Origin of the sequence: Metallosphaera sedula DSM 5348 (genome assembly GCF_000016605.1) — an archaeon.
GTDB classification, from domain to species: Archaea; Thermoproteota; Thermoprotei_A; order Sulfolobales; family Sulfolobaceae; genus Metallosphaera; species Metallosphaera sedula.
Map to the genome: position 1 here is coordinate 1,102,756 of NC_009440.1, position 23,786 is coordinate 1,126,541.

17 protein-coding genes and 1 CRISPR repeat array are annotated in these 23,786 nt (G+C 42.1%); of the genes, 13 read left to right on the plus strand and 4 right to left on the minus strand.

Features of this window, described 5'->3' with window-relative positions:
- The first annotated feature begins 613 nt into the window (after nucleotides 1-613).
- Both MSED_RS12315 and MSED_RS12320 read left to right on the plus strand, forming a co-directional pair.
- Nucleotides 614-751 (plus strand): hypothetical protein, encoded by a 138-nt coding sequence (locus tag MSED_RS12315; protein ID WP_155464938.1) that lies wholly within the window; start codon nucleotides 614-616, stop codon nucleotides 749-751.
- Between the two features lie 63 nt (nucleotides 752-814).
- The gene (locus MSED_RS12320; RefSeq protein WP_155464940.1) at nucleotides 815-979 is read left to right on the plus strand and encodes a hypothetical protein; all 165 of its coding nucleotides are present in this window, start codon (nucleotides 815-817) and stop codon (nucleotides 977-979) included.
- Nucleotides 980-1,571: 592 nt separating this feature from the next.
- A CRISPR array of direct repeats spans nucleotides 1,572-11,917; the repeat unit is 24 nt; unit sequence GTTAATCTTCTATAGAGTTGAAAG.
- A 134-nt stretch (nucleotides 11,918-12,051) separates the two neighbouring features.
- Here MSED_RS12320 and MSED_RS12325 read toward each other — a convergent pair.
- Nucleotides 12,052-12,207 (minus strand): hypothetical protein, encoded by a 156-nt coding sequence (locus tag MSED_RS12325; RefSeq protein ID WP_155464942.1) that lies wholly within the window; start codon nucleotides 12,205-12,207, stop codon nucleotides 12,052-12,054.
- A gap of 596 nt (nucleotides 12,208-12,803) precedes the next feature.
- On the opposite strand from MSED_RS12325, the gene crn1 reads away from it, so the two are divergent.
- Nucleotides 12,804-13,343 (plus strand): CRISPR-associated ring nuclease Crn1, encoded by a 540-nt coding sequence (gene crn1, locus MSED_RS05850; protein WP_048060060.1) that lies wholly within the window; start codon nucleotides 12,804-12,806, stop codon nucleotides 13,341-13,343.
- Nucleotides 13,344-14,035: 692 nt separating this feature from the next.
- On the opposite strand, the gene MSED_RS12485 is transcribed toward crn1, so the two are convergent.
- On the minus strand, nucleotides 14,036-14,167 hold the full coding sequence (locus tag MSED_RS12485; protein ID WP_256464098.1) for a hypothetical protein: 132 nt from the start codon (nucleotides 14,165-14,167) through the stop codon (nucleotides 14,036-14,038).
- Nucleotides 14,168-14,409: 242 nt separating this feature from the next.
- On the opposite strand from MSED_RS12485, the gene csx1 reads away from it, so the two are divergent.
- The 3 genes from csx1 (at nucleotide 14,410) to MSED_RS05860 (ending at nucleotide 18,048) form a co-directional block, all read left to right on the plus strand.
- Nucleotides 14,410-15,621: a CRISPR-associated CARF protein Csx1 gene (csx1, locus tag MSED_RS05855; protein WP_048060061.1), complete on the plus strand. Its 1,212-nt coding sequence runs from the start codon at nucleotides 14,410-14,412 to the stop codon at nucleotides 15,619-15,621.
- A gap of 379 nt (nucleotides 15,622-16,000) precedes the next feature.
- Complete coding sequence (locus tag MSED_RS12330; protein ID WP_155464944.1) at nucleotides 16,001-16,159, plus strand: hypothetical protein; 159 nt, start codon at nucleotides 16,001-16,003, stop codon at nucleotides 16,157-16,159.
- A gap of 146 nt (nucleotides 16,160-16,305) precedes the next feature.
- Nucleotides 16,306-18,048 (plus strand): hypothetical protein, encoded by a 1,743-nt coding sequence (locus MSED_RS05860; RefSeq protein WP_048060062.1) that lies wholly within the window; start codon nucleotides 16,306-16,308, stop codon nucleotides 18,046-18,048.
- A 165-nt stretch (nucleotides 18,049-18,213) separates the two neighbouring features.
- Here the strand turns inward: MSED_RS05860 and MSED_RS12490 are convergent, their stop codons facing one another.
- Nucleotides 18,214-18,342: a hypothetical protein gene (locus MSED_RS12490; RefSeq protein WP_256464099.1), complete on the minus strand. Its 129-nt coding sequence runs from the start codon at nucleotides 18,340-18,342 to the stop codon at nucleotides 18,214-18,216.
- The gene (locus MSED_RS12170) at nucleotides 18,342-18,542 is read right to left on the minus strand and encodes a hypothetical protein (RefSeq protein WP_144418759.1); all 201 of its coding nucleotides are present in this window, start codon (nucleotides 18,540-18,542) and stop codon (nucleotides 18,342-18,344) included. The genes MSED_RS12490 and MSED_RS12170 overlap by 1 nt, the downstream gene beginning before the upstream one ends.
- A gap of 317 nt (nucleotides 18,543-18,859) precedes the next feature.
- Here MSED_RS12170 and MSED_RS05865 point away from each other — a divergent pair, with 317 nt between their 5' ends.
- From MSED_RS05865 to MSED_RS05895, 7 genes are all read left to right on the plus strand, one after another.
- A complete protein-coding gene (locus MSED_RS05865; RefSeq protein WP_230842416.1) occupies nucleotides 18,860-20,092 on the plus strand; it encodes a YeeE/YedE thiosulfate transporter family protein in 1,233 nt (410 codons plus the stop codon).
- Nucleotides 20,089-20,352 carry a hypothetical protein gene (locus MSED_RS05870; protein ID WP_012021105.1) on the plus strand — a complete coding sequence of 88 codons (264 nt, stop codon included), beginning with the start codon at nucleotides 20,089-20,091 and terminating at the stop codon, nucleotides 20,350-20,352. Before MSED_RS05865 ends, MSED_RS05870 begins: the two co-directional genes overlap by 4 nt.
- A 161-nt stretch (nucleotides 20,353-20,513) precedes the next feature.
- Nucleotides 20,514-20,846, plus strand: coding sequence for a CRISPR system precrRNA processing endoribonuclease RAMP protein Cas6 (locus tag MSED_RS05875; RefSeq protein ID WP_012021106.1), 333 nt, complete (start codon nucleotides 20,514-20,516; stop codon nucleotides 20,844-20,846).
- 56 nt (nucleotides 20,847-20,902) lie between these two features.
- Nucleotides 20,903-21,361 (plus strand): hypothetical protein, encoded by a 459-nt coding sequence (locus MSED_RS05880; RefSeq protein WP_012021107.1) that lies wholly within the window; start codon nucleotides 20,903-20,905, stop codon nucleotides 21,359-21,361.
- 7 nt (nucleotides 21,362-21,368) lie between these two features.
- On the plus strand, nucleotides 21,369-22,133 hold the full coding sequence (gene csx7 / locus MSED_RS05885) for a type III CRISPR-associated RAMP protein Csx7 (protein ID WP_012021108.1): 765 nt from the start codon (nucleotides 21,369-21,371) through the stop codon (nucleotides 22,131-22,133).
- On the plus strand, nucleotides 22,133-22,981 hold the full coding sequence (gene csx7 / locus MSED_RS05890) for a type III CRISPR-associated RAMP protein Csx7 (RefSeq protein ID WP_012021109.1): 849 nt from the start codon (nucleotides 22,133-22,135) through the stop codon (nucleotides 22,979-22,981). Before csx7 (MSED_RS05885) ends, csx7 (MSED_RS05890) begins: the two co-directional genes overlap by 1 nt.
- Nucleotides 22,956-23,783 (plus strand): RAMP superfamily CRISPR-associated protein, encoded by an 828-nt coding sequence (locus tag MSED_RS05895; protein WP_012021110.1) that lies wholly within the window; start codon nucleotides 22,956-22,958, stop codon nucleotides 23,781-23,783. Before csx7 (MSED_RS05890) ends, MSED_RS05895 begins: the two co-directional genes overlap by 26 nt.
- The last annotated feature ends 3 nt before the right edge of the window (nucleotides 23,784-23,786 follow it).

The following is a 23,786-nucleotide window of genomic DNA, read 5'->3' on the forward strand; positions in this document are numbered from 1 at the left end:
CACCTTATGCCTAGGTGATGAGGCTCAGACTAGCCTTTAATATCACAGGGCATGGGCGTCAAGGTCTTGTAAATCCTGATTGTGGCATGAGATGGACATGCCTTTACTCTAAATACCGTGGGAAAAAGCATCAGAACTGAGAAAGTAACCTTATTGCTACCTATAGACACAATTGTCACAGAAGAAAACGCTGTAAACTTTTCAGTCCCATTCAACTCATTTTGTTCCTGTAGATACCATCCTAATTTAACGTAGAGCTTTACGTTTCGTTCGTAGTAAAACTTGGTATTATCAAGAGAGTATATTTTGATTAGTAGATTTACGTCATAATATAGAAAGAGAAGGGGAGAAACTCTATCTATATTAACAATTTTTTAATCAATGGTTGAAACCAGAGGTATGCGTAAACCATGATGGTTGCTTTAGGTTAGCTCACCTGACCCTAAGGCACCTCTTTGCAGGATGGGGTCACACGGCACCGTCGGAAATTGAGCCCCTCCCCCGTTCCTAGTATGCCCTGAAAATAGAAGTTGAGGTCATATGTGGTCAGATAGGTATAAACACTTGTATAGTGGTGTAACGTTACGGACAAGAGGGGAGAGGACCTGTTTACATGAAGATATTCTACCTGCGATACAGCCATGTGATCAAGAAGGGTAAGCCTAGGGTGGAGTATCTCTGCAGGAGTTGTGGGAAGTTAGAGGGAACATTGCCACGACTAGGCCTGAGGGAGGGGAGACTAAGACTCTAACGGGATGAGCACGATCTCTAGGGTACTTTAAGTCTACCTTGGGATCTTCACGTGGATCAAGAGATGGAAAGAGGTACGAAGCTCCTCGATCTGTGTAGCGTGAAGGAAGTTACAGGGGATATAGAGAGAACAGGATGTGGACATGAAGAGAACACGGAGGCCTTCTACGTGCAGGTCTTCATTTTCTTGCTCTCCAGAGGGAACATGTATATTACTTTCTCTCTGTAACGGGGGAGAAGGGAACTTTCGAGAACTTAGATATCTAGCCGAGAAGAGAATGTGGGTAAGTGATGACAACTTGTACTCTCCTCACCCGATGCCGTCGTATTCCCCGTGAACTCCAACTAATGCATCGCCTCTACACAATTCTTCTACCCACTCCGGGGGAAACTTTGTCGTGAACTCCAACTAATGCATCGCTGCTACTTGACAATATGCTCGTGAGGTTCAAGATGATCATTAAGGCAGTGAACAGGAACCTCGAAATAAGAATTGCTCAGTAAAACTCGTTCTGTAGGACGCGGTTCACTCCTGGAATTTGTAACTTTATAACCACACTATTAAACGCAGCTAATTAATTGTGTAACTAAAAATTTATCTGAAAATCTTTTCCTGGGAGCCATCATGAAAATGCGTCGACGTTAAGATGATATTGGCAACGATGTGGATCATTGTTCATTATCTAAATCAAGAATACGTTAAGTTCCCAGTTGTTGAAGGGATTTCATGACTTGGGATAAAAATTGATGATCGTAAGAAGAGAAAAGTATATAAGTGTAAGAAATAAGATCATGTTAATCTAGCGGTATAAAGAGTGTCAGTTAATCTTCTATAGAGTTGAAAGTCTCAATCTGTAGGCCAAGCCACTATTATCATAACTCCACGTTAATCTTCTATAGAGTTGAAAGTGAATGCAAGCCTGTCGTACATTACTATTCTACCTTGTTTGGTTAATCTTCTATAGAGTTGAAAGTTTGTCTGTTTCGATTGGAATAATTTCAGCGTTACCATAAACGTTAATCTTCTATAGAGTTGAAAGTACCTGTATGACAATTCGCTAAAAATTTAAACTATCTACGTTAATCTTCTATAGAGTTGAAAGTCATTTCCATTTCTTTCAATTTATCAACTATTAACCTAAGTTAATCTTCTATAGAGTTGAAAGGAGGAAAAGAAGGCTAACGCATTAAAGGCGTGGCATTTAGGGGTTAATCTTCTATAGAGTTGAAAGGACCCATATTTAGGAGTTATGTCAGCTATATCCAAGCATGTTAATCTTCTATAGAGTTGAAAGTCTTGATTTCCATGTCTATCCCCTGCGCATATCTCATATCAGTTAATCTTCTATAGAGTTGAAAGCATGAGCTGTCCCTCCGATAAGATCATATTTGATGCAGAGTTAATCTTCTATAGAGTTGAAAGTGAAATAACCGCCGACATCCAACGCTGGAAATTTATATCTGTTAATCTTCTATAGAGTTGAAAGAATCTTAAACCGCAACCTTTTATAAAATCTTCAACTGTAAGTTAATCTTCTATAGAGTTGAAAGCCTATAACCTAATAGCATAATATTTACTATGTCCCTCCATGTTAATCTTCTATAGAGTTGAAAGTGCTCACCCTCTTCAGTTTCTGCGCCTTCTCCCTCACCGGTTAATCTTCTATAGAGTTGAAAGTTGATATTTGAGTGCCTGCGCAAATTCCTCAAACAAATCTGTTAATCTTCTATAGAGTTGAAAGTCTTTAGTCGCTATAATGTCGGGTAATGGTTGCTTACCAGGTTAATCTTCTATAGAGTTGAAAGTCTGATTCTGATACCTCCTCTTCGCTCCCTTCTTGTTCACCTTCTTGTTAATCTTCTATAGAGTTGAAAGCTTTTTTGCAACCTAGAAAGCCTTGTTGCGAAATATGGCGTTAATCTTCTATAGAGTTGAAAGATTGCTTCTACTTCTGCTGGCATTTTTTTCCACTAAAAGTTAATCTTCTATAGAGTTGAAAGGCAATATTGGATAGGATTCATATCATCCAAGTTGCAATAAAGTTAATCTTCTATAGAGTTGAAAGGCAATCATTGCGAAAATAACGGGGCATAAACGCCTGGACGTTAATCTTCTATAGAGTTGAAAGTAGGTAGAAGGCAGAAGGAAGTTTTAGCTTCGATATTGGAAGTTAATCTTCTATAGAGTTGAAAGCGTTTCTCTAATCTCGCCAACCTAGTTGCGAAATATGGCTGGTTAATCTTCTATAGAGTTGAAAGTATATTTCGTCGCTATATCGCCCAGAAGACGTCTGATATGTTAATCTTCTATAGAGTTGAAAGGTTCACGAGTAAAACTGTATAAGAGTGAGGTAACAAATCTGTTAATCTTCTATAGAGTTGAAAGAAAGTGAAAGTGATGCTGGAGGTGAGGGACAGACTGGGAGGTTAATCTTCTATAGAGTTGAAAGATTTGGATCTTGAGAATTTTCTTTTCTTTGTCATAATAAGTTAATCTTCTATAGAGTTGAAAGAAGGCGTATAACAAAACGGCGTATGTCATATGTTCTGCTTCTAGTTAATCTTCTATAGAGTTGAAAGAGAGAGGGCTTCACTTACAAGTAAATCAGCACACCTTATGTTAATCTTCTATAGAGTTGAAAGGAGAAGTACCCGGGCGTATCCAGGCTAAGCCAGTTATCAAGTTAATCTTCTATAGAGTTGAAAGTTTGCCATGGAAGAAGCGAAATGTCAGTGTTGGTAGCTCCGTTAATCTTCTATAGAGTTGAAAGGAATAGTAAGTAAATCATCACCTGCAATTATCGTGTATTTTTGTTAATCTTCTATAGAGTTGAAAGATATAACGAAAGAGCGTTCACAAAAGCGTTAGTAGGTTAATCTTCTATAGAGTTGAAAGATTGCTATAAACCACATCATGGCTCCTAGCATCAACGGTTAATCTTCTATAGAGTTGAAAGTACAATCTTATCAACTATGTCTTCCAAAAATGGTGGTAGAGTTAATCTTCTATAGAGTTGAAAGCCAAAAATCGAATTCAAGGACCAAAACGTAAAACCACCTGGGTTAATCTTCTATAGAGTTGAAAGTATGATGTTCTCATTGTATTTGTTGAGATCATGTTTAAGTTAATCTTCTATAGAGTTGAAAGGACACGGCTTTGTAAACAGAGAACCCAGGCAGAACAGATAGTTAATCTTCTATAGAGTTGAAAGATACCGGTGTCCATACAGCCAATACCCCCAACACCGCCACGTTAATCTTCTATAGAGTTGAAAGTAATTATATAAGCCGAATTGATGTAAATAAGACAAGATGACTGTTAATCTTCTATAGAGTTGAAAGCTTGTTTTTGTTCTTTTTCTTTGTAATCTTCTATTCTTAGTTAATCTTCTATAGAGTTGAAAGTCATGAATCAGTTTGAAAGAAGAGAAGATTGGTTAAATGGTTAATCTTCTATAGAGTTGAAAGGGTTTTGTCTCTTTTTCTGGCTTTCCCGCCAGAATCTTTGTTAATCTTCTATAGAGTTGAAAGATTTCGCAATTCATTTCGAATTGTTTCAATTCACTTCAAATGTTAATCTTCTATAGAGTTGAAAGCTTTCTTCTTCTATTCCTTATCTTTTCCTTCTTTTCACTATGTTAATCTTCTATAGAGTTGAAAGCTTATTTCAGAGGATCTAATAGACGAAGGCGGAATCTTTCTGTTAATCTTCTATAGAGTTGAAAGCTGGCATTACCCAGGCTTGGCGACACACCAGAAGACAGACTGTTAATCTTCTATAGAGTTGAAAGGTTTTTGTTGTTTCGAAGAGAATTGGCGGGGCGCTGTAATTGTTAATCTTCTATAGAGTTGAAAGGTGGGAACAGCGGTGCTATTCATGACCCCTCGCCCAGGTGTTAATCTTCTATAGAGTTGAAAGAGACTTTATTTCCAGATTTTTCTATATTTATCATTCCGTTTGATGTTAATCTTCTATAGAGTTGAAAGGAGCACTCTGGGGGATACCCCCCCGACCCCCTACTGCTAAGTTAATCTTCTATAGAGTTGAAAGTGAGACCGGGACACCGCCGAAATTAAATCCGGCAACGCCAGTTAATCTTCTATAGAGTTGAAAGTCTTCTTTGTCCATCTGTATATCCCAATCACGCCATCTGTGTTAATCTTCTATAGAGTTGAAAGACTACATATGACGCCGTGGATTGCAGATCTGCTATATTCTTGTTAATCTTCTATAGAGTTGAAAGTCCTCTATCACGTCATCTATAGCCACACACTTTTGAGCGTGTTAATCTTCTATAGAGTTGAAAGATGGATAAAGACGAATTGAAAGAAATTATTAAGAATTTAGTTAATCTTCTATAGAGTTGAAAGTACTTTTAATCCAGCTTGTCAATGGATGCAGAATTAGAGAGGCGTTAATCTTCTATAGAGTTGAAAGCGTGGGGCTCGCTCTAACTTGTAACGACACATGTTCCTAGTTAATCTTCTATAGAGTTGAAAGCCTGAGCTAAGGAGTGTCTTAATCTTATCGAAGTCGTCTGGCTTGTTAATCTTCTATAGAGTTGAAAGCTTCGCCGTATAACGATCCTACAACAATAATCACTGATTTTGAGTTAATCTTCTATAGAGTTGAAAGGTAATGAAAGTAATGTCTTTTCTCATACGAAAAGACCAAGTTAATCTTCTATAGAGTTGAAAGAGATGATGCACTGGCAGAGGCGACAAGAGAAAAACCAGGCTGTTAATCTTCTATAGAGTTGAAAGCAATGAATTCAGAAAACAGCTGTTCATCCTGGTTCTCAGGTTAATCTTCTATAGAGTTGAAAGACAAGGACGTTTTCGTGATCCAGGTGAGCGAATACACAGTTAATCTTCTATAGAGTTGAAAGAGCAATAATTTAATTGCACTATTTTTAACTGTGCATGAGTTAATCTTCTATAGAGTTGAAAGTTCACTGTCTACACATAAGTATAAGGGGCTTCGCCCCTTGTTAATCTTCTATAGAGTTGAAAGCATAATTCGTTTCTGTATTTGGCGTCAAATTTATTTTTAATGTTAATCTTCTATAGAGTTGAAAGATTTGAAATAAGACAAATCAGTGCAGAAGAGGCAAGGAAACTAGGTTAATCTTCTATAGAGTTGAAAGAGATACCATTTTTTCTCTTGTTTAAACGTATCTACGAACCAGGTTAATCTTCTATAGAGTTGAAAGACCCCGCCAATCAGTGCGTTGATGTTCGCTGGCTTCATATCGTTAATCTTCTATAGAGTTGAAAGTATATATTATATTATGAATTATACCACACACTTCTTTTTCGCGTTAATCTTCTATAGAGTTGAAAGAGAAACGAATTGTTAGTTTACTTATCACGCCTTCATTCCCAGTTAATCTTCTATAGAGTTGAAAGATATCCACCCTTCTCACCAAAAGAATAATACAAAAATTTAAGTTAATCTTCTATAGAGTTGAAAGTTGTCAACAGTTTCCGATAAGTCGTGAAGTTCATGTCATTTAAGTTAATCTTCTATAGAGTTGAAAGATTCTAGCTCGAATTCTGTATCTGAAATTTTACTTACTTTTTTGAACGACAGTTAATCTTCTATAGAGTTGAAAGATTATTACTACTATATCATCCGGATTCATTTTCTATCCCGGTTAATCTTCTATAGAGTTGAAAGCTTATTTCTTCGCGGTTTATAATGGACCCGGAACGGTTAATCTTCTATAGAGTTGAAAGTATCTTCCTGACGTAGATGATGCAGTCCAAACAATAGATAGGTTAATCTTCTATAGAGTTGAAAGTGTACCAAGCCTGGATGGGTAGACCAGGACCGTGATCAATGTTAATCTTCTATAGAGTTGAAAGTCTTTCATTGGGTTCGTATAAAAATCCTTGACCTAAGGAGTTAATCTTCTATAGAGTTGAAAGCAGACAATACGATCGAGTAGGGGACTGTGTGTAAAAATGAGGGGTTAATCTTCTATAGAGTTGAAAGTGTACACTTCCTTCTTCTTAGGCAAGGTTATTTTAACCTTGTTAATCTTCTATAGAGTTGAAAGGGCGGGTGAAAGAACTACTCGAGAAAGAGAAAAGAAAAAGTTAATCTTCTATAGAGTTGAAAGAGTATCATTCAGTGGAAAGTTGTACGGTATGAGGAGTCATAGTTAATCTTCTATAGAGTTGAAAGATTCCACGATTTTAACCTTTACAGATTCCCCATATCCTGGTTAATCTTCTATAGAGTTGAAAGCCTAGATCACGGGGCCAATCCAAACGTGAAAGATCTAGATGTTAATCTTCTATAGAGTTGAAAGTCAAAGGTTGCTGAGGACTGTTATAGGGATGCACTCTCAGTGTTAATCTTCTATAGAGTTGAAAGTTGATCGTTAAAAAGTAACGTAAGACGTTTCACAAGAGAGTTAATCTTCTATAGAGTTGAAAGATATTGATTATGAAGACTTTAAGAAAGATACCAATTCTATGTTAATCTTCTATAGAGTTGAAAGTAATTCCTCTTTGATCTCTCTGGATTCTTGTTTTGTTGAATGTTAATCTTCTATAGAGTTGAAAGTTATTTCGAGTTTCTCATATATCTCCCACGTTATGTCAGAGTTAATCTTCTATAGAGTTGAAAGCTCTCGTTAAGGAACTTACTCAAAGCCCTCAAAGACGATGTTAATCTTCTATAGAGTTGAAAGTTCAACTCCACGATTGATTTGATAATTATCAAGGCTTTTGTTAATCTTCTATAGAGTTGAAAGAATGAGAGAGTCAGGCCGAGGCCCCTCATTACATCTATCATATGTTAATCTTCTATAGAGTTGAAAGATAAACCAGCGTTTCCCTACAAGTATGAGGCAAAGAACAGTTAATCTTCTATAGAGTTGAAAGAGGAATGAAGTGAGTTGTCCGGGTGGTACACCAGTCAAGTCAGGTTAATCTTCTATAGAGTTGAAAGGCTTGTTGCTCAGCCATTGCGTAACCTCACCCCACGTTAATCTTCTATAGAGTTGAAAGTGGACACGTTGGGAAGGCCTTGCCACGCGGAACTCAGAGTTAATCTTCTATAGAGTTGAAAGAGAGACTGGACCATAAAAGGAGTTCCTAAAGCGGGTAATAAAGTTAATCTTCTATAGAGTTGAAAGTAAAGATTGACCTTATTACTCTTGACAAATATATCCCGGTTAATCTTCTATAGAGTTGAAAGAACTTTGAAGTCAGAGTTTTCTGCTTCTTTTATTACTTTAGTTAATCTTCTATAGAGTTGAAAGTACATTACCTTGATTATCCATTGTTGCGTTTAGCTGAAGGTTAATCTTCTATAGAGTTGAAAGTATGATTTTCTCGCTATTCACCACCTCCTTGATATACTGTAGTTAATCTTCTATAGAGTTGAAAGTCCATATAGAGATTTCTAATAATCAATTGGGGATAGATATGTTAATCTTCTATAGAGTTGAAAGACGTTGAACCAACGTTACCCCCCGCCGTCAAAGACGCGTTAATCTTCTATAGAGTTGAAAGTCCACGGAGGGGTGGAGAATGAAACTATTCGAAGGGACGTTAATCTTCTATAGAGTTGAAAGATGAGATCTACCTCGAAAATACGAAGGCAGACGTTGAGGGTTAATCTTCTATAGAGTTGAAAGGAAAATCTCAAAGACTTGTTAATCCCATCAAAAAAATGGGTTAATCTTCTATAGAGTTGAAAGATATCGTTATCCGCGGTCATTCTCACGTGAGTGATTGGTTAATCTTCTATAGAGTTGAAAGACGGTACGCCGTCGCCGACGCGGGGGATACCCTGTATCAGGTTAATCTTCTATAGAGTTGAAAGAATAGTCTGCGTGGAAGTAAGTGACCTTCACGAACTTTGTTAATCTTCTATAGAGTTGAAAGCGTGACCCCGCTCGTGCGGTCACGGCATGCTAGGAGGAGGGTTAATCTTCTATAGAGTTGAAAGAAATTTTTAGAAGAAATATACGAATGTGTAGATAAAAAGTTAATCTTCTATAGAGTTGAAAGTTTCTTTGTTCACGATCACTAACTCTAAGATATAATCGGGGGTTAATCTTCTATAGAGTTGAAAGCAATAAAATCGTGATCAAAACGTTTTTGAATGAACTCATGGTTAATCTTCTATAGAGTTGAAAGCTCATCAAGAGGCATTATTTTCTCATCAAAACCGCCAAGATGTTAATCTTCTATAGAGTTGAAAGAAAAATTATTCTTGTTGGATCTGTTGCTGCTATATTGGGTGTAGTTAATCTTCTATAGAGTTGAAAGTTAGTAAGTCCCCTAGGGCATGATCCCAGAAATAACCACCAGTTAATCTTCTATAGAGTTGAAAGGTAGATTATCAATCTTACCCAACGGTCCAAAGGAACTAAGTATGTTAATCTTCTATAGAGTTGAAAGTTTATCCTTAGGTATCTCATAGAGACTGGTTTAGCTTCGAGTTAATCTTCTATAGAGTTGAAAGGCTATCAAAAGCTGGAGAGCAAGTAGCGACCTTTCTTTTGTTAATCTTCTATAGAGTTGAAAGTAATCGGTTAAACCGCTTTTGAAAGGAAAATAGAATGATGTTAATCTTCTATAGAGTTGAAAGATCCAAATCATTAGAATTAACGATAATTTCGGTAAGGATGTTAATCTTCTATAGAGTTGAAAGTACTGGAATCCGTATATAATTGATTCATTTAGTGGAACCAGTTAATCTTCTATAGAGTTGAAAGAACTTCCTACTTAGACCGCGAATTAGCGATCTAGGAATCGAGTTAATCTTCTATGGAGTTGAAAGAGTCTAACCCCCTTCTGTCCCTGATATTTTCCTCTATAGTTAATCTTCTATAGAGTTGAAAGTTCTCAATTAGTCCACCCCAAGGTATCGTGAGAACCATAGTCGGTTAATCTTCTATAGAGTTGAAAGAAAATTCGACGAGAAAATACAGAGAATCGCGAAGGCAGTTAATCTTCTATAGAGTTGAAAGCTCCGCGAATTCTCTAAGTTTCGGAATAGCGTTGCCCTGAGTTAATCTTCGATAGAGTTGAAAGACAAGCCAAATGATGAAGTTACTACTACTAATACTACTACTAAGTTAATCTTCTATAGAGTTGAAAGTTGCCATCGCCTCAACTACTGCCAGACCAAATGTCTCACGTTAATCTTCTATAGAGTTGAAAGTTCAGCTTAAGGATGACACTCTTGATATGTTGAGTCTTTCCGTTAATCCTCTATAGAGTTGAAAGGTAGGTGTGAAAATCACTATAGTCATCATACAGCCTCATGTTAATCTTCTATAGAGTTGAAAGTGCTTTGTACGTAAAATGACGTGCTTCTCCTTATACCAAGTTAATCTTCTATGGAGTTGAAAGTGCACCAGTCCCTAGTGTAAACCCTTCCAATATTGACGTCTGTTAATCTTCTATGGAGTTGAAAGCTTCATATCTTCAGCTTCAGGGTACCAGAGACGAATCTCACCGTTAATCTTCTATGGAGTTGAAAGAGTAAAATAGGTCCTGCATTTGTACTAGGCGTTACGAATAATGTTAATCTTCTATGGAGTTGAAAGAGTATCGCAGCGGGCGGGGATGTCGCCGAAAAATCTACGGTTAATCTTCTATGGAGTTGAAAGGTAATATCGGTCAATCCCACGAATGTGGACGTATACAGTTAATCTTCTATGGAGTTGAAAGCGATGAACTGAAGGCAACGCCAAAACAACTGTTCAGGAAAAAGTTAATCTTCTATGGAGTTGAAAGAGAGAGTCTAGGAGCAGGGATACAGAATGCTATAGGATCCGTTAATCTTCTATGGAGTTGAAAGTATTGCGGACAAAGTTCAAAGTCATATATTTCTTTGCCCCCGTTAATCTTCTATAGAGTTGAAAGATTCACCCAGGGACGTTAATGCCGAATTCTATGAGGACAGGTTAATCTTCTATAGAGTTGAAAGTTCTATAGTCAGGGGCATTTGGATTTACCTTAAGTTTGAGTTAATCTTCTATAGAGTTGAAAGGAATATTGCAATTTCTGGATTATGAACACTGGAAAGTGATAGGTTAATCTTCTATAGAGTTGAAAGTCGAAGTCCCTGTACCACCTCCACCCGTGCTAGTTCCTGTTAATCTTCTATAGAGTTGAAAGCCCTGATCATCTTTAGCACTCATATGTTATCATGATAGTTAATCTTCTATAGAGTTGAAAGATCCAAGAACTCAATCAACTCCAGCGTATTTTCCCCAAAGTTAATCTTCTATAGAGTTGAAAGATCTTCCTCACCCTTATGTCCCAATGCCCCGAATTAGACCGTTAATCTTCTATAGAGTTGAAAGGTAGCGTTTGAGGAACTAACCAATGCGACGATACAAGTAGTTAATCTTCTATAGAGTTGAAAGGCACAATTGTTGTCGGTAAAGGAGAATGGAACAAACATAGGTTAATCTTCTATAGAGTTGAAAGGCACCTCCGCCTCCCCCACCTCCACCTGCTCCGATTGCTGTTAATCTTCTATAGAGTTGAAAGTAATTTTCTCGGTTACGGTACTGCCACTACTGGCAATGTTAATCTTCTATAGAGTTGAAAGTAAGGATGAACCTAATTGCTCAAGGAGAATAAGATCCTGCGTTAATCTTCTATAGAGTTGAAAGGATAATGTAGCGTATATCCTCAAGCAGTTCTATAACAGAAGTTAATCTTCTATGGAGTTGAAAGATTATACTACTGTTATGTACTGTACTGTATATATTCCTTAGTTAATCTTCTATGGAGTTGAAAGATCTTTTCCACTGTATATTGACCATATCTTCTATCTAGAGTTAATCTTCTATGGAGTTGAAAGTAAAGGAATGAGCTCTTGAATGACAAAACCCTTCGTTATACGGTTAATCTTCTATGGAGTTGAAAGTCACTTTGCTCTTTATCGCATCTCCGACGTCGTTGAGAAGTTAATCTTCTATGGAGTTGAAAGCCTTATGTAACTTGATCCATCTTCTGCACAACCTAGATCCTGTTAATCTTCTATGGAGTTGAAAGCTCATGGTTCCCTGTCTCTCCTAGATGCATTAGACCAGACCCTGTTAATCTTCTATGGAGTTGAAAGTATCATAAGAACATAGTAGAGAAGGCTCAGGATTACGCAGTTAATCTTCTATGGAGTTGAAAGTCCTAGTATAGTACTTGAAACTAGGTGACCCTTAGATCGCTTAGTCTTATGTGGAGCTGATGCGTAATGATTGATTACGTAACGCTCTCCCTACGAATATTTCTAATTGACAAACTACACCATTTTTAAGTTCTTCACACTAATGGGACTGAAATCTCATAGACCCTATGCCTGACCTTCCCTAACATGACCTTGATCAATCTTGGAAGAGACTGAAAGAACCCCTTTAAGGGCCTAGGTTCACTCCTCTGTTCCTTTAGAATTGAGAAATACAGTACCACCTTTACCAAGTCTAGCAGATCTCGATTTCATGACTCTAAACTTGATTGGGAAAAAGTTAAGGATGGGGAAAATTTGCTGCTAGCACCTGATTTTCTCTCTATGGTCCAGTGTTGCCCTAGGTTAATGGGGGGTAAATGTGTCCTAGAGTTTTCCTCACGCAGTACGGTGTGAAATTCATGTACAGCAACCAGTCAATTACTGATCCTTAAGGGGATTCCCTAAATCCTTGATCATGTCAACCACACACAACTGGAGCCAGGACTAGGGTTCATGATGGAGTGTGGGCCCTTCTCTAGATTTCCGGTATCTTCCCATCCCTATTGATCCTCAACTTTATCCTACACTTGAGACCAAACATGAAGGCTACATCGATTCGTCGCGCCAGGTATTCCAACAAGCACGTGGACCAAAATTTTCCTCATCCTAGTCAGAAATATTCTATTACGTCACGTCAAGTGATCAAGTGCTACTTCTAAGCGTGAAAACACGACCTGAGCTGATCACGATGTAACTCAATACATGTCAAACCCTACTCAGGACACCTCTTACCCATCCACGCGACGCTACCTAGTAAAGTTTATTTATGTCCGCCAAATCCCCTCTCATGGTCAAACTCGTATCCACTCTAGGAACAAGCCCCGGTGGCGTCTTCGAGACGTTCATGAACTTAAGGCAGGGGAAGTATGAGGCTGAGAACCCTGTCCCCGTGGACATAAAGGAGGTTTACGTGATAAGGACCTCTGACCCTGCAGTCGAGAGGGCCTTCAGGCTCCTGAAGGCGATCTTTGCGTGCTGTGGCGGAAGGGAGGTCGAGGTTGCTGGTATACCGCTGGCGATGAACGACATCAATACTAGGTCAGACTATCTCCAGTTTAGGAGGGAGGTCCTATCACGGATCTCTCCTGGAGACTACGTGGATTTCACTGGAGGGAGGAAGGCCATGAGCGTGGCAGCGGTCCTCGCCGCGAGACAGAGGGAGGCCCACGTGGTCACGTCGATTATCCCACAAGCGGATTACAACGAGATCCAGAGCAAGATGAAGGACTTCAAAGATGAGGACATATTGGAGGGCGAAAACGGAAGGTGCAAGGTGGACTTCTGCGTCCTGACCTCGAGAAATGTAAAGACCATTCTCCTGGAGTAGGGGACGGGTAAGAGTTGTTTCACTGAGAATGCAAGTCTTCCTGGGTCCTCTTTCCTGTCATGATGGTACCCAAGATTGCTGATGTCACGGGAGAAATACCTAGACCAGCAAATGATCAGATCTCCACGTCACACGTCATCCCTTCTTGGAGAACGGAGGGCTCAGTTTAAACGCGACTGGGCACGCGTGTCAATCTTCTGTTTCCGTGGTCTCAAGGAAAAATCACAACACAACTCACCTCGCGATTACCTTCACTCCCCCCCCCATGAACGATGTTACAACCATGACCCTGCCAATACGTTCTCCTGGATCTCGTGGAACTCCACCAGACTGTCAGGACATCCCTCTTCACTGTAGACCTGATTCAAACATGGTCTCGTGATCCTTCATCACTTAGTACCTGACCTGAGGCAGTACCTATACACGTACCCTTTCTAGTTGGAGACTTGTAGGTTAAGCTGGGTTCCTTTTCCCTCAAGATCTCGTTCGCTCCTTCCCCGTAGGGTTCATGTTCATCGCCCCAACCCTTGTGCAGAGATTGAGGAGTCTTAAGTCTGTTAATCTTGGTTTTTCAGTTAAACGTTCCCATCATCCTTTCTCCCTGACGATGACCTTATCCTTGGTTTTCTAGTTTCCGAGACATGTTTGATCTAACCCACGTTAAATGTCTGGAACATTATCTTGACCAAGGCCTAGTACGGTACACCTGGCCTCTGGATCAGGACCTTGACCACGATTGATGGACTCTCCATAGCCTTCTCTATTTCGAGTGATGGGATTCCAGCTACCTCACAATCAAGTTGAAATCCTTGAGGGTCCTTCACTCTTGGTGATGACGGGACTTACGTTATGTCTAGACATTGAGCTGAAACTTGTCCGCTTCCTTCTAGCTGACCCAAGGAGAAAGTTGGGTTGGCAATACCACGTAGAGAGGGTGTGTGCCAATACTTCACGCCTTTCCACAACTCATGAAAAGCAGACATAGACCCCAGATCACATGCTAGGTTTACTAGATGTACACACTCCTCGCATCTGGTTTTATATCCACCCCCTCCCAATTTATTTCATGTCCCTCGTGTTCGCAGTAGTCGGAGACCCGAAGAACTACGCTGAAGTCAACTATCAGTTGGACGAAACGATTGTCAGGTCAAAGACGAGCTTCTCCGTCTTTAGGGGGAAGGAAAAGATAATCATAGCTGGGGTCTCCCTGTGTAAAAACCTCACCTCATTCGAGGATTGTGAGAAAGAGGTCAAAGACTACGTCATTCCAGCGATCACTTCACCAGAGGGGGGAGACCCCATCAATCACGATAATGTGATAGTGGCGCCTAACGTGATGGGGAAAATCAAGGGAAATCTAGGCCTATTCTTCTCCCACGTTTATTTGTCGGCATTGCGTAAACTCCTCGAGAAGGAACCAGATGGCGTGGTCCTTGACTCCACCCACGGGATAAACTACATGTCCCTACTCACTAAGGACGCGTTAACTTTGGCCCTATCAGTTTACTGTGCAGTGAAGCGGAAGAAAACAACTTTCTCGATCTATAACTCGGATCCTTACGTGAAGGACCATGAACCATTCGTTATTAGGGAGGTCAACAGCTTCACGATAACCCCAGTCTCGGGATTGAAGTACGTTACTTCTCAAATTTTAAGCAAGACTCCTGACAAATACAAACCAGGTAGGATATGCGACAATTGCTCGTCACTCTTCTCGGAAAAGGACGTTCACAGGGTTGCTAAGGCCATGGATAGCGGTCTATTCTTGTACGTGACTCAGAAGCTGAAGGGAATAAACCTAAGGGATAATGACGAAGGTAAGGAGGCCAGGAAACTGGAAGTGGACAAGGTTCTCGACGTCTTGGAGAGGGCAATGACTGTGGTTCAGTGGAGTGAAGCCAACAACGAGTACGTGTACATGAGTAGGGGTAACGTTGAGACAGCGGAGGCCCACGCGTTGTTTAAGATTGCCTCGCAGATCGATGTAGAAGACCTGGATCAACTCGAGTCGGCCGTGGAGATGTATTGCGATGACGTGACCAGCACCATAGTTAAACAGGAGATATCTCACATAAGGCAGAGTGAAGGTGGCATTCCCCAGGACAGGTTTGAAAAGTATAGTAATGTAATGGGTCTCCAAAATGTAGGACAAACGGATAAGCGAATTCTTTACGCCCATGGTGGGTTACCATACGATTTAACCTTGCTGAGGAAAGAGGGAGGCAAGATTCTTATACGGTACGAATCCATCATCAAAATTGAGAGAATGCTTGGCTAGTCTTATGTCGTCTCATCCTTAGTACGTAACGAATTTGTTTCTGCTCATTGCGGATGATTGACTGGATCTTCCTGTTCAATTTCTCGGGGTTGCGTCTTAGAAATTAACCCTTCCATGAAATTGTTCAGGCCTTATCCCACAACGATCCTTGCAAGTTAACGAAAGATGATCACAATTTAACCTATCCTCTCCCTAACCACAATCCGCTCAGTTAAAGGCTAGTCTCCCCAACCATATTCAAAAGTCTAGATAACCTCCCCGGTTAAATGATATAGATAAATTCCTCCAGTCACGTAAGTACTAATAAGTTTTACTTTCCTTAAAGTATGGAATATCAAGATATTAACTCGAAGGGTAGTATGTGTTTATGACAGAAAGTATGGAGCCTAAAAAGACTCCCACCATTGAAGAACTGTTGATAGCCGACCTAGAAGTGACCTTGCATACTCCTGGGTGGCCCAAGATAAAGCCAGGGAGAGAGATGACGCTATACGATGTTCTCATGCTTTCATCTCCTAAGAAGAGGGGAAATAACTAAAATTTTTTGATGAATGAAATCAAGACTCGTTTTAGATAAAATTTCGTCTAGTTGCTTTGTCGTAATGATTAACTCGGTTTCAAAGACCCGATTATCTCGCGTCATGAAACCTTATATTTTCCTGAGAATTTTATTCCATGATTTTGATGCCACATTCACTAGAATATACTGTCTTCACCAATATTCAATTGAGGATTTCCTCCGATGCAGAGAATGCATCAACTAAAAGAGTTGAAAAGAATATTAAAATCAAAAAGATTGAAATAACGGTTAAGGAAGAGAAAGCGAAGGTTAGGGTATGGACAGATCAACAAGAGCTCGATTTATTTGCAGAAAAATTGACTATAGACGATATTAAGATTCCCACACAAATTACAATCTCCATGAAATCCGTCTCTGAGGTGTTGTCTGAGCGCCGTTTGACCTTTGAAGTGACCAAGAAATCTCTCGATGTAGCTATCATGGAGGTAAAATTGGATTCTTCAAAGAAATTGGGTCCCTTACCGTGCTATGTGAAATTTTACGGAAAAGTTTACCACAACGGTACGGGGATTATTGCACACGAGTTAAGAATCTACACCAGGATAAAAATAAGTAGGGTCAGGTACTTCGTGACTAATAGGGATAACAAGAACATTAATGTTCGACTCGAGTATCAGATTGAAAATGACCTGGACTTCGTTGTTAAACACGTCTTTGTCCCACTTAAAAATTTCGTGATTGGGTTAATGATAAGGGACGAGAGCGGAACACAACTAAGTTTCATCAGTAGGAGAGAGATCATGACAAGGCTCTCGCTTGACCGCTCACTAGATGAATTGAATTACTTTGTGATAGTTCCTCTTCAAGGTGGGCTGAAGCCAAGGCAAAGGAAAATCCTCAACTTTGAGGGAATTGAGGTCTTACCGCCTAGTAAACCCAAGGAGAAGAGTGGGTCAAAGGAGAAGAATGAGCCAGGGACGGAAAGCGTATTTGAGACAGAGTTCAATGGTGATGCTGCCTTGGGAATAATCATCGAATCTCCTTCATCTAACAAGGACATTGTTGTTAAGAGTATTACTAGTAAAGTTGTTAAGAAGATTACTAGTGGACAAGAGGATAATCAAAGTGGTCAAAAGGAAATACCACTCAACCCTTGCAATGATATGAAGTCTGAAGAGAGTTCAACCCCTACAACAGTTGCCTCAAGCAATTCACAGCCCGAGTTTTACTGCGAGCCCAGGAACTGTGATGATTATGAAGGTCAACATAATATAATCAGATCGTCCCACAGAATAGACCTAGAATTCAGATCGAGGGGCGGTAATATATCTACATCATCGCCAGTGACGGCGATTATTTCAGTCACTTATAACATAGTTCCAGAGAAGAAGGCTCAGGATTACCTGTGGTTCCTTACCGCCTTCTACTGGTTAGCCACAACAACCATATTTGGGCTATTCGTCGAGGAGTTATCCATGGATTTATTTGGATTTAACTTCTTGACCTTCGTTGTGGGATTATTAGCAGGTGGTGTTGCGGGAGCCTTTTTATTCTTCCCCTACTATATAAGCCATGTAGGAAATTTATTTGAGTCAGATAGTATAAGCTTCCTGAGGGAGGCCTTCAGGAGAGTTATACGATACAAGTTCAACCTAGCCCTTTTCATGGTGAGCATATTCATCCTGGTGATATCTATGAGCCTGAGGATATATCCCGCCTTGCTCGAGTCAACTCCCGCCATCACCGTAATCAGAGAAGTTTATTTGGACATAAATTTTGCCCTGGCAGTTATATTGGAGTTCTCGACAATAACCTCTGAGGAGCTAGAGTACAAGTCTCCGTTCGAGGTGCTAACAATATCCCTTCTAAGCTTGATACTGATCTCCATGTTCCTCCTGCTTATTTAATACATATTGGAGAGTGTGAGTATTTGAGTGTATAACGCCAATTCTATGAATTGTTCTGATTCCGAGAATAACGTTATTTTTCGAAGACTCTACCACCGCACGTTTCACTAATCTTTGTGGGTTAAATCTTTGCATCCTAGAATTTGTTGTGTTCATTCTAAAACTTCAGGGAAGGGCATCTTCGATGAAGATTGTTTTCAAGTTCTCAACGAGGCCGTTCTCTGACACCTCCTTCTCCTCTGTCATCCCGTTCACTATCTCATAGATCTTCACCCTACCTGAGGAATATCCCATTACCACTGGAATCCAAGGTGAGTGGTTATGAGGAGTCTCTTGCTGAATAGCACCATTTTCTCCTCAGCCTTGATTTGGCCATCAGAGTGAAGGTTAAGGTCAGGCTCCTCCAGAATCAACCAGTTCATGAATTTATTATTTGAAGTTTCACCTAAACCTGATACATAGACGAAAGTGTAGAGGTCACGTCGATCTCCCATGTAATCTAAGATAATTTGTGATGTTTAGGCCTCTTACTCAACGTGTTAACGCCTACCTCAAACCTCGAGTCTCGGGACTTTCGCCTTCATGGAACAGTGAGACTCGGCCCCACTGAATACCATATTTTTTGAATTGACTATCTCTAATCTCTATTCAATAGACCACGAATCCTCAGCACCATCTTTCATCTCTCAAAACCCAATTTGGCCTTCTCGCTCTCAATTATTTCTTAAACCTCTAATAAACCGAGTTAATTACAAGTTACGTAAAAACTAAAGTATATTTATTTAGTCTTTACTTGAGATATGTAATCTTGGTGCTTGAGATGATAACCTTTACAGCACCCATGTGGGTTGGAATCCTCATAGGCTTCATCATAGGCGCAGCAGCGGAGGCCTGGGGGATAGCAAACCCAGAGACGCTAATAAGACTAGCGAAGTGGGAGGATAGACTCTTCGTAATATGCATCGCCCTGGGCCTGGCGATCTCGACTCCCGTACTATTTGGGCTCTATGCCCTCGGGGTGGGTTTCCACTTCAGCCCGAAGCCACTCTACCTAGTTGGAGTTGGCCTCGGCGGAGTCCTGTTTGGAGCAGGGCTGGCAATAGCCGGGTATTTCCCTGGTTCCATCTGGATGGCCCTAGGTGAAGGAAGAAGGGACGCAATCTATGCTTTACTGGGAGCACTCCTCGGAGCTGCCTCGTGGACGGCCCTGTACCAGACCAGCGTTGGCCAGTGGCTAGTGAGTACTCTGAACTTCGGTAGCCTCGTGATCGGTGGAAAGCACGTGTCTACCTTCGTGATTCAGCCGTTCCAGGGACTGACCCCCGTGGACCTTTTCGGGATATCCCTAGTTTACGCGGTCGGCCTCTTCCTAGTCGCATATTACCTTCCGAGGTATAAGGGAGGACAGAGGAGTTGCATTAGGGAGAACCTTGAGAGGAGGAACACTCCCGTCGAGGTCCAGAAGCACCTCGACACAGCAATCTACTTGACCGATGGCGGTCTACCCTACTCCCAGACCTCTCTAGCCAAGAAGGTGAACGAGTACTACGCAACGGAGAGCAACGTAACCAGGTGGTTCATGGTCTCCATCGCCGGTATCGTGGGGCTTACTGTGGTACTGGAGATGTTCCTTCACCAGATATTCGGCGAATCCACAACCTACTCCTGGATAGTTGGGCAACTCTTCATGCCATCTTTCAAGTATAGCCAGATAGTCTTCAAGGGGATTGGATGGGAGCCCTTCAGCGACATTGGGACCTTGATGGGAGCCTTCTTCAGCGCAGTCTTCATTACTAGGAGGTTCACATCCTTTAGGAACATCATACCGCCAAGCTGGGCCCACAGGTTCGGGACAAATGAGGCAGTGAGGTTCGTGGGTTCCTTCCTGGGAGGTTACCTGATGCTGTTCGGAGCCAGGATGGCAGGCGGTTGCGCCAGCGGACACATCCTCAGCGGTGACATGCAGATGGCCCTGAGTGGTCTCGAGTTCACAGCAGCCGTTTTTGCAGCAATGATCATAACTGCGAAGGTGGTGTACAAATGAGCGAGAGACTGGAGAGAATGGATAAGGCCTTCAAGGTGTTCTTCATCGTCGCCTTCATACTGGAGCTAGTGGTTGCCGCCCTGGTCACGGGGAACACGGCGACGAAGCCGTTGACGGCTCAGCAAGTGGCTGCAGTCGGAATAATTCCGGTGATAATGCTGGTGGTCGCGACTGTAGTGTATGAGCAGTTCCCCTACTCTGTCCTGGGCAAACCGAAGGAAGAGGCAAAGAAGGAGAGAAGGGAGGAAGCGAAGGCCTGAAGTTTTTTGTTAAGGCCAACTAGACTACTTCATCTTCTGAATTTGTCTTTACCTAGAGGAGGCGATAACAAAGGCGCTCCTCAATCTTAGGGATGGGGAAATCTTCAACACGCGCTGGAGAGTGAGAGACGTGAAGGTAACCCAAGTAAAGGTAAAACCCCGTGGAGAAAAGCCGAAGGAAGATGTTCACCAACGATCCTGCAGTGGTTTTCTTCGTTAACGTCATGGAAGTCACTGGACTACCTAGGGAAAAGCTCTGTATTACCTGGGAAAAATTAGGGGAGTGGTTATGGCCCGAACCTTCTTTACTCGACTACATACAGGTCACCTACGCCGGAAAGGTTGTTACGGGTATGACGGGCAAACTTAGATATTCCCTAACGGAGTGTGCTGACCGTGACTCAGTGAAAAAGCTCCTGGAAAACGCGGTGTCACGGGGGATTGGAACCTCTAGGAGAAACGGGTTCGGGAGAGTTGAGGTGAGAGTTAGATGAATTACCGTAATTTTTCCCTTTTTATATGTAACCGAAAGGTTAATAAGGTGAAATAGATGAGTAATCCTATGTCTTCTACTTCATCGGTCAAGGTAGACGACAAGTTTCTTCTAGATAGGGCTGCTGAGGTCGCGTGTCTAGCCCTTGGAAGTACGGAGAAGACTCAGATTAACAGCCTGCTAACCTTCATGCAGAACTTCAAGAATGCGGAGAAGCTGGAGCTCCTTATCATGAGGCAGATCGGGAGAGGTTTAATAGGGGAGCAGGCTGGAAGGAAAATCATCCAGACAATCGAGGACATAAAGGCTGGCAAAGGGAATCAAGGAGACATTATAGACACGATCTTAGATTTCCTAGGTTACGTGAAGTGGGCCTACGAGAGCGTCGAAAACGAGAGGCAATGCTCTAACATCAAGGACTTCAACTCGCTCGTTAAGCATGTGGCCGGATCGGGTTCAGGAACTGGTCAACCACCTAGACCACAGGGTTATGGTTCAGGACCTAGACCACGTTAAATCGGTGATGTTTGTGAATGAAGAGCGACCCTGCTATGACCTTGATAGGATCAAGGTAGTCACTGAGGTCACGGGCTACCTCACTAACCTTACCCCACTCAGGATAGGAAGCGGTAAGGGATCGGCAAGCTTCAGGGACACGACGGACAACCCAATCCTAACCAGGGGAGACATGCCGTACATTCCAGGGAGTAGCCTCAAGGGAGCTCTTAGGTCATGGCTTGAGGCCAACGTTGAGGGCCTCTACGGACGACTGGGGCAAAAGTACACGAAGGTTTACCCTATTACAGCTAGGGACAACGAGGTCAAGAGTTGCGTCAAGTCAAGTGACACACAGGGTAATCAGGTAGAGGAGTACTGTATACCCTGTATCATCTTTGGGCATAAGGACCTTTCCGCGAGGATGAACATCATGGACGCCACAGTGGAGGGAAGTTTCAAGGTTGAGTCCTACACAGGAGTCTCCATAAACAGGGTATTCGGAGGTCAGTCGCCTGGGCATCTCTTTACCTTCGATTACGTGTCCCCTGGTGCAAAGTTCAGATTTAGGTCGATCATCTACAACGTAAACGTTGAGAACGAGACTGAGGAATGGAGGGAACAGGTGAGACGTGGTGTTGTCTTCCTCCTGAGGTCACTCGAGGAGGGGCTCTTCATTGGCGCCAGGAAAACCACGGGAGCAGGCCTTGTTAAGCTTCAGGATATCAGGGTTAGGACCATGGTTCCTGGTCAACCTTGGAGAGAAGTGAAGTGGGCAGAGGTGAAGCTGTAATGGAGATGTACCTGATTAGAAAGGACGTGATAAAGAGGGTTGTCGTGTTTCAGGGGGTACTGAGGGCTGACTCCCCTGTCCTGGTGAGCACTGGAGAAAGGGGTCCAATCAAGGAAGTCATCAGGGACGCGGATGGTAACCCATACATTCCCGGGAGCTCTTGGAAGGGGGTCTTCAGGTCTGCAGGGGAGAGGATAGCGAGGGAGAGGGGCCTCACGGTATGTTCTGGGCTCACGAACGACAGTTGCCTACGGAAATACCAAAAGGAGAGAGATTTCATGAATGCCTTAAGGCAGGGACAACAACAACTTCCTACCGCGATGGAGATAGCCTGGAACTACACCTGTCTCAACTGTAAGGTGTTCGGGACGATGTCGATTCTGGGCCAGGTTAGGTTCATGGACTCGGTCTCTGCAGATTACAGGGTGAATAACCGCACCATGATAGCCATAAGCAGGAAGGACGGCTCCGTTGCCGGAAAGGCGCTTGTTACCCTAGAGTACCTAGATGTGGGATCGCATTTCCCCTTCACGTTGTACACCTATAATCTCCCGAACTACGCCCTAGGCTACCTGATCAGGATCATGGAGGACATTCACAAACACCTGGTTCAGGTTGGGGGGAACAAGAGCAGAGGTTTCGGTTTCCTCTCCTTTGAGAAGTTGTCCATGAACATCATGGTACCAGAGAACTCGACCGTAGAACATCTCCCAAAGCTGGACGATGACGACGTTGACGTGAAAATAAACGCGAAGGAGTTGAGGGATCTCCCGGGAGACAGGTTCTTCGAGTTGACGTCCCCGCTAAAGGAGGCATTCAAGAATGCAAGGATCTCGTACCCTCGCTAGGACTCCAAGGGATGAGGGCACTCCCACAAGGGTGGAGATTACCCTTGAGGTGGTGTCCGATTACCTTCACGTGGGGCAAGGGAAGGCAACAATACCAACGGGCATTGAATCCACTAACCTGGATTTTAACAAGGTATTGGCCATGTTTAACAGGGGCGACCCACTGGCCTATTCGCAGATTGACAATCTCTTTGCTGACTATAACGCATTCCCACGGGACAGTGGTAAAGTAATTATCCCAGGAAGCACTGTGAAGGGAGCTGTGAGGACTAGGCTTGAAATGTCAATACCGAATTCCTGTTACATAGTGGATAGGACTGGGAACGGAAAGTCACCTGGATATGTCAAGATATTCAACCCAGACCAGAACAAAAGGAGCGACAATTACGCTAAGGGACATTCGGTGAATCCAGGCAAGGTATGCCCTGTGTGTGACCTGTTGGGAAGTCCTGGCTTAGGTAGCAGGGTTTCGTTCAGCGACCTGGTTTTAACATCCGGCCGTCTTGGCGTGGCAGAAATCGACAAAATGGAGTACGAAGTGGCGATGAAGGGCTCTAGATTCTCGGGCTTCTTCCTCGTGAACCTCAAGAAAAACGAGATTGGGGCAATACTTTACGGTCTAGGGATCAGGTGCGAGGCTGGTAAACCTTTCTCTAGGACAATCTTGTTGGGCAGGTTCAAGTTTGAGAACCCACAGTTTGGTAGGGTGAAGTTCACGGCAAACCTCAAGGACCAGGAGCAGTGCAATCAAATAAACGATTTCGTGAAGGAATACAGACCGAAGGACATTCGTGAGGTGTAAAAA

Bases quoted from the DNA above. Each gene is read 5' to 3' on its own strand.
- csx7 (WP_012021109.1), top strand. From the start codon at position 22,133: ATGGAGATGTACCTGATTAGAAAGGACGTGATAAAGAGGGTTGTCGTG.
- MSED_RS12170 (WP_144418759.1), bottom strand. From the start codon at position 18,542: ATGGGAGATCGACGTGACCTCTACACTTTCGTCTATGTATCAGGTTTA.
- MSED_RS12320 (WP_155464940.1), top strand. From the start codon at position 815: ATGGAAAGAGGTACGAAGCTCCTCGATCTGTGTAGCGTGAAGGAAGTT.
- MSED_RS05860 (WP_048060062.1), top strand. From the start codon at position 16,306: ATGCCACATTCACTAGAATATACTGTCTTCACCAATATTCAATTGAGG.
- MSED_RS12315 (WP_155464938.1), top strand. From the start codon at position 614: ATGAAGATATTCTACCTGCGATACAGCCATGTGATCAAGAAGGGTAAG.
- MSED_RS05895 (WP_012021110.1), top strand. From the start codon at position 22,956: ATGCAAGGATCTCGTACCCTCGCTAGGACTCCAAGGGATGAGGGCACT.
- MSED_RS05880 (WP_012021107.1), top strand. From the start codon at position 20,903: ATGAGTAATCCTATGTCTTCTACTTCATCGGTCAAGGTAGACGACAAG.
- crn1 (WP_048060060.1), top strand. From the start codon at position 12,804: ATGGTCAAACTCGTATCCACTCTAGGAACAAGCCCCGGTGGCGTCTTC.
- MSED_RS12490 (WP_256464099.1), bottom strand. From the start codon at position 18,342: ATGGGATATTCCTCAGGTAGGGTGAAGATCTATGAGATAGTGAACGGG.
- MSED_RS05870 (WP_012021105.1), top strand. From the start codon at position 20,089: ATGAGCGAGAGACTGGAGAGAATGGATAAGGCCTTCAAGGTGTTCTTC.
- csx7 (WP_012021108.1), top strand. From the start codon at position 21,369: ATGTTTGTGAATGAAGAGCGACCCTGCTATGACCTTGATAGGATCAAG.
- csx1 (WP_048060061.1), top strand. From the start codon at position 14,410: ATGTCCCTCGTGTTCGCAGTAGTCGGAGACCCGAAGAACTACGCTGAA.
- MSED_RS12330 (WP_155464944.1), top strand. From the start codon at position 16,001: ATGGAGCCTAAAAAGACTCCCACCATTGAAGAACTGTTGATAGCCGAC.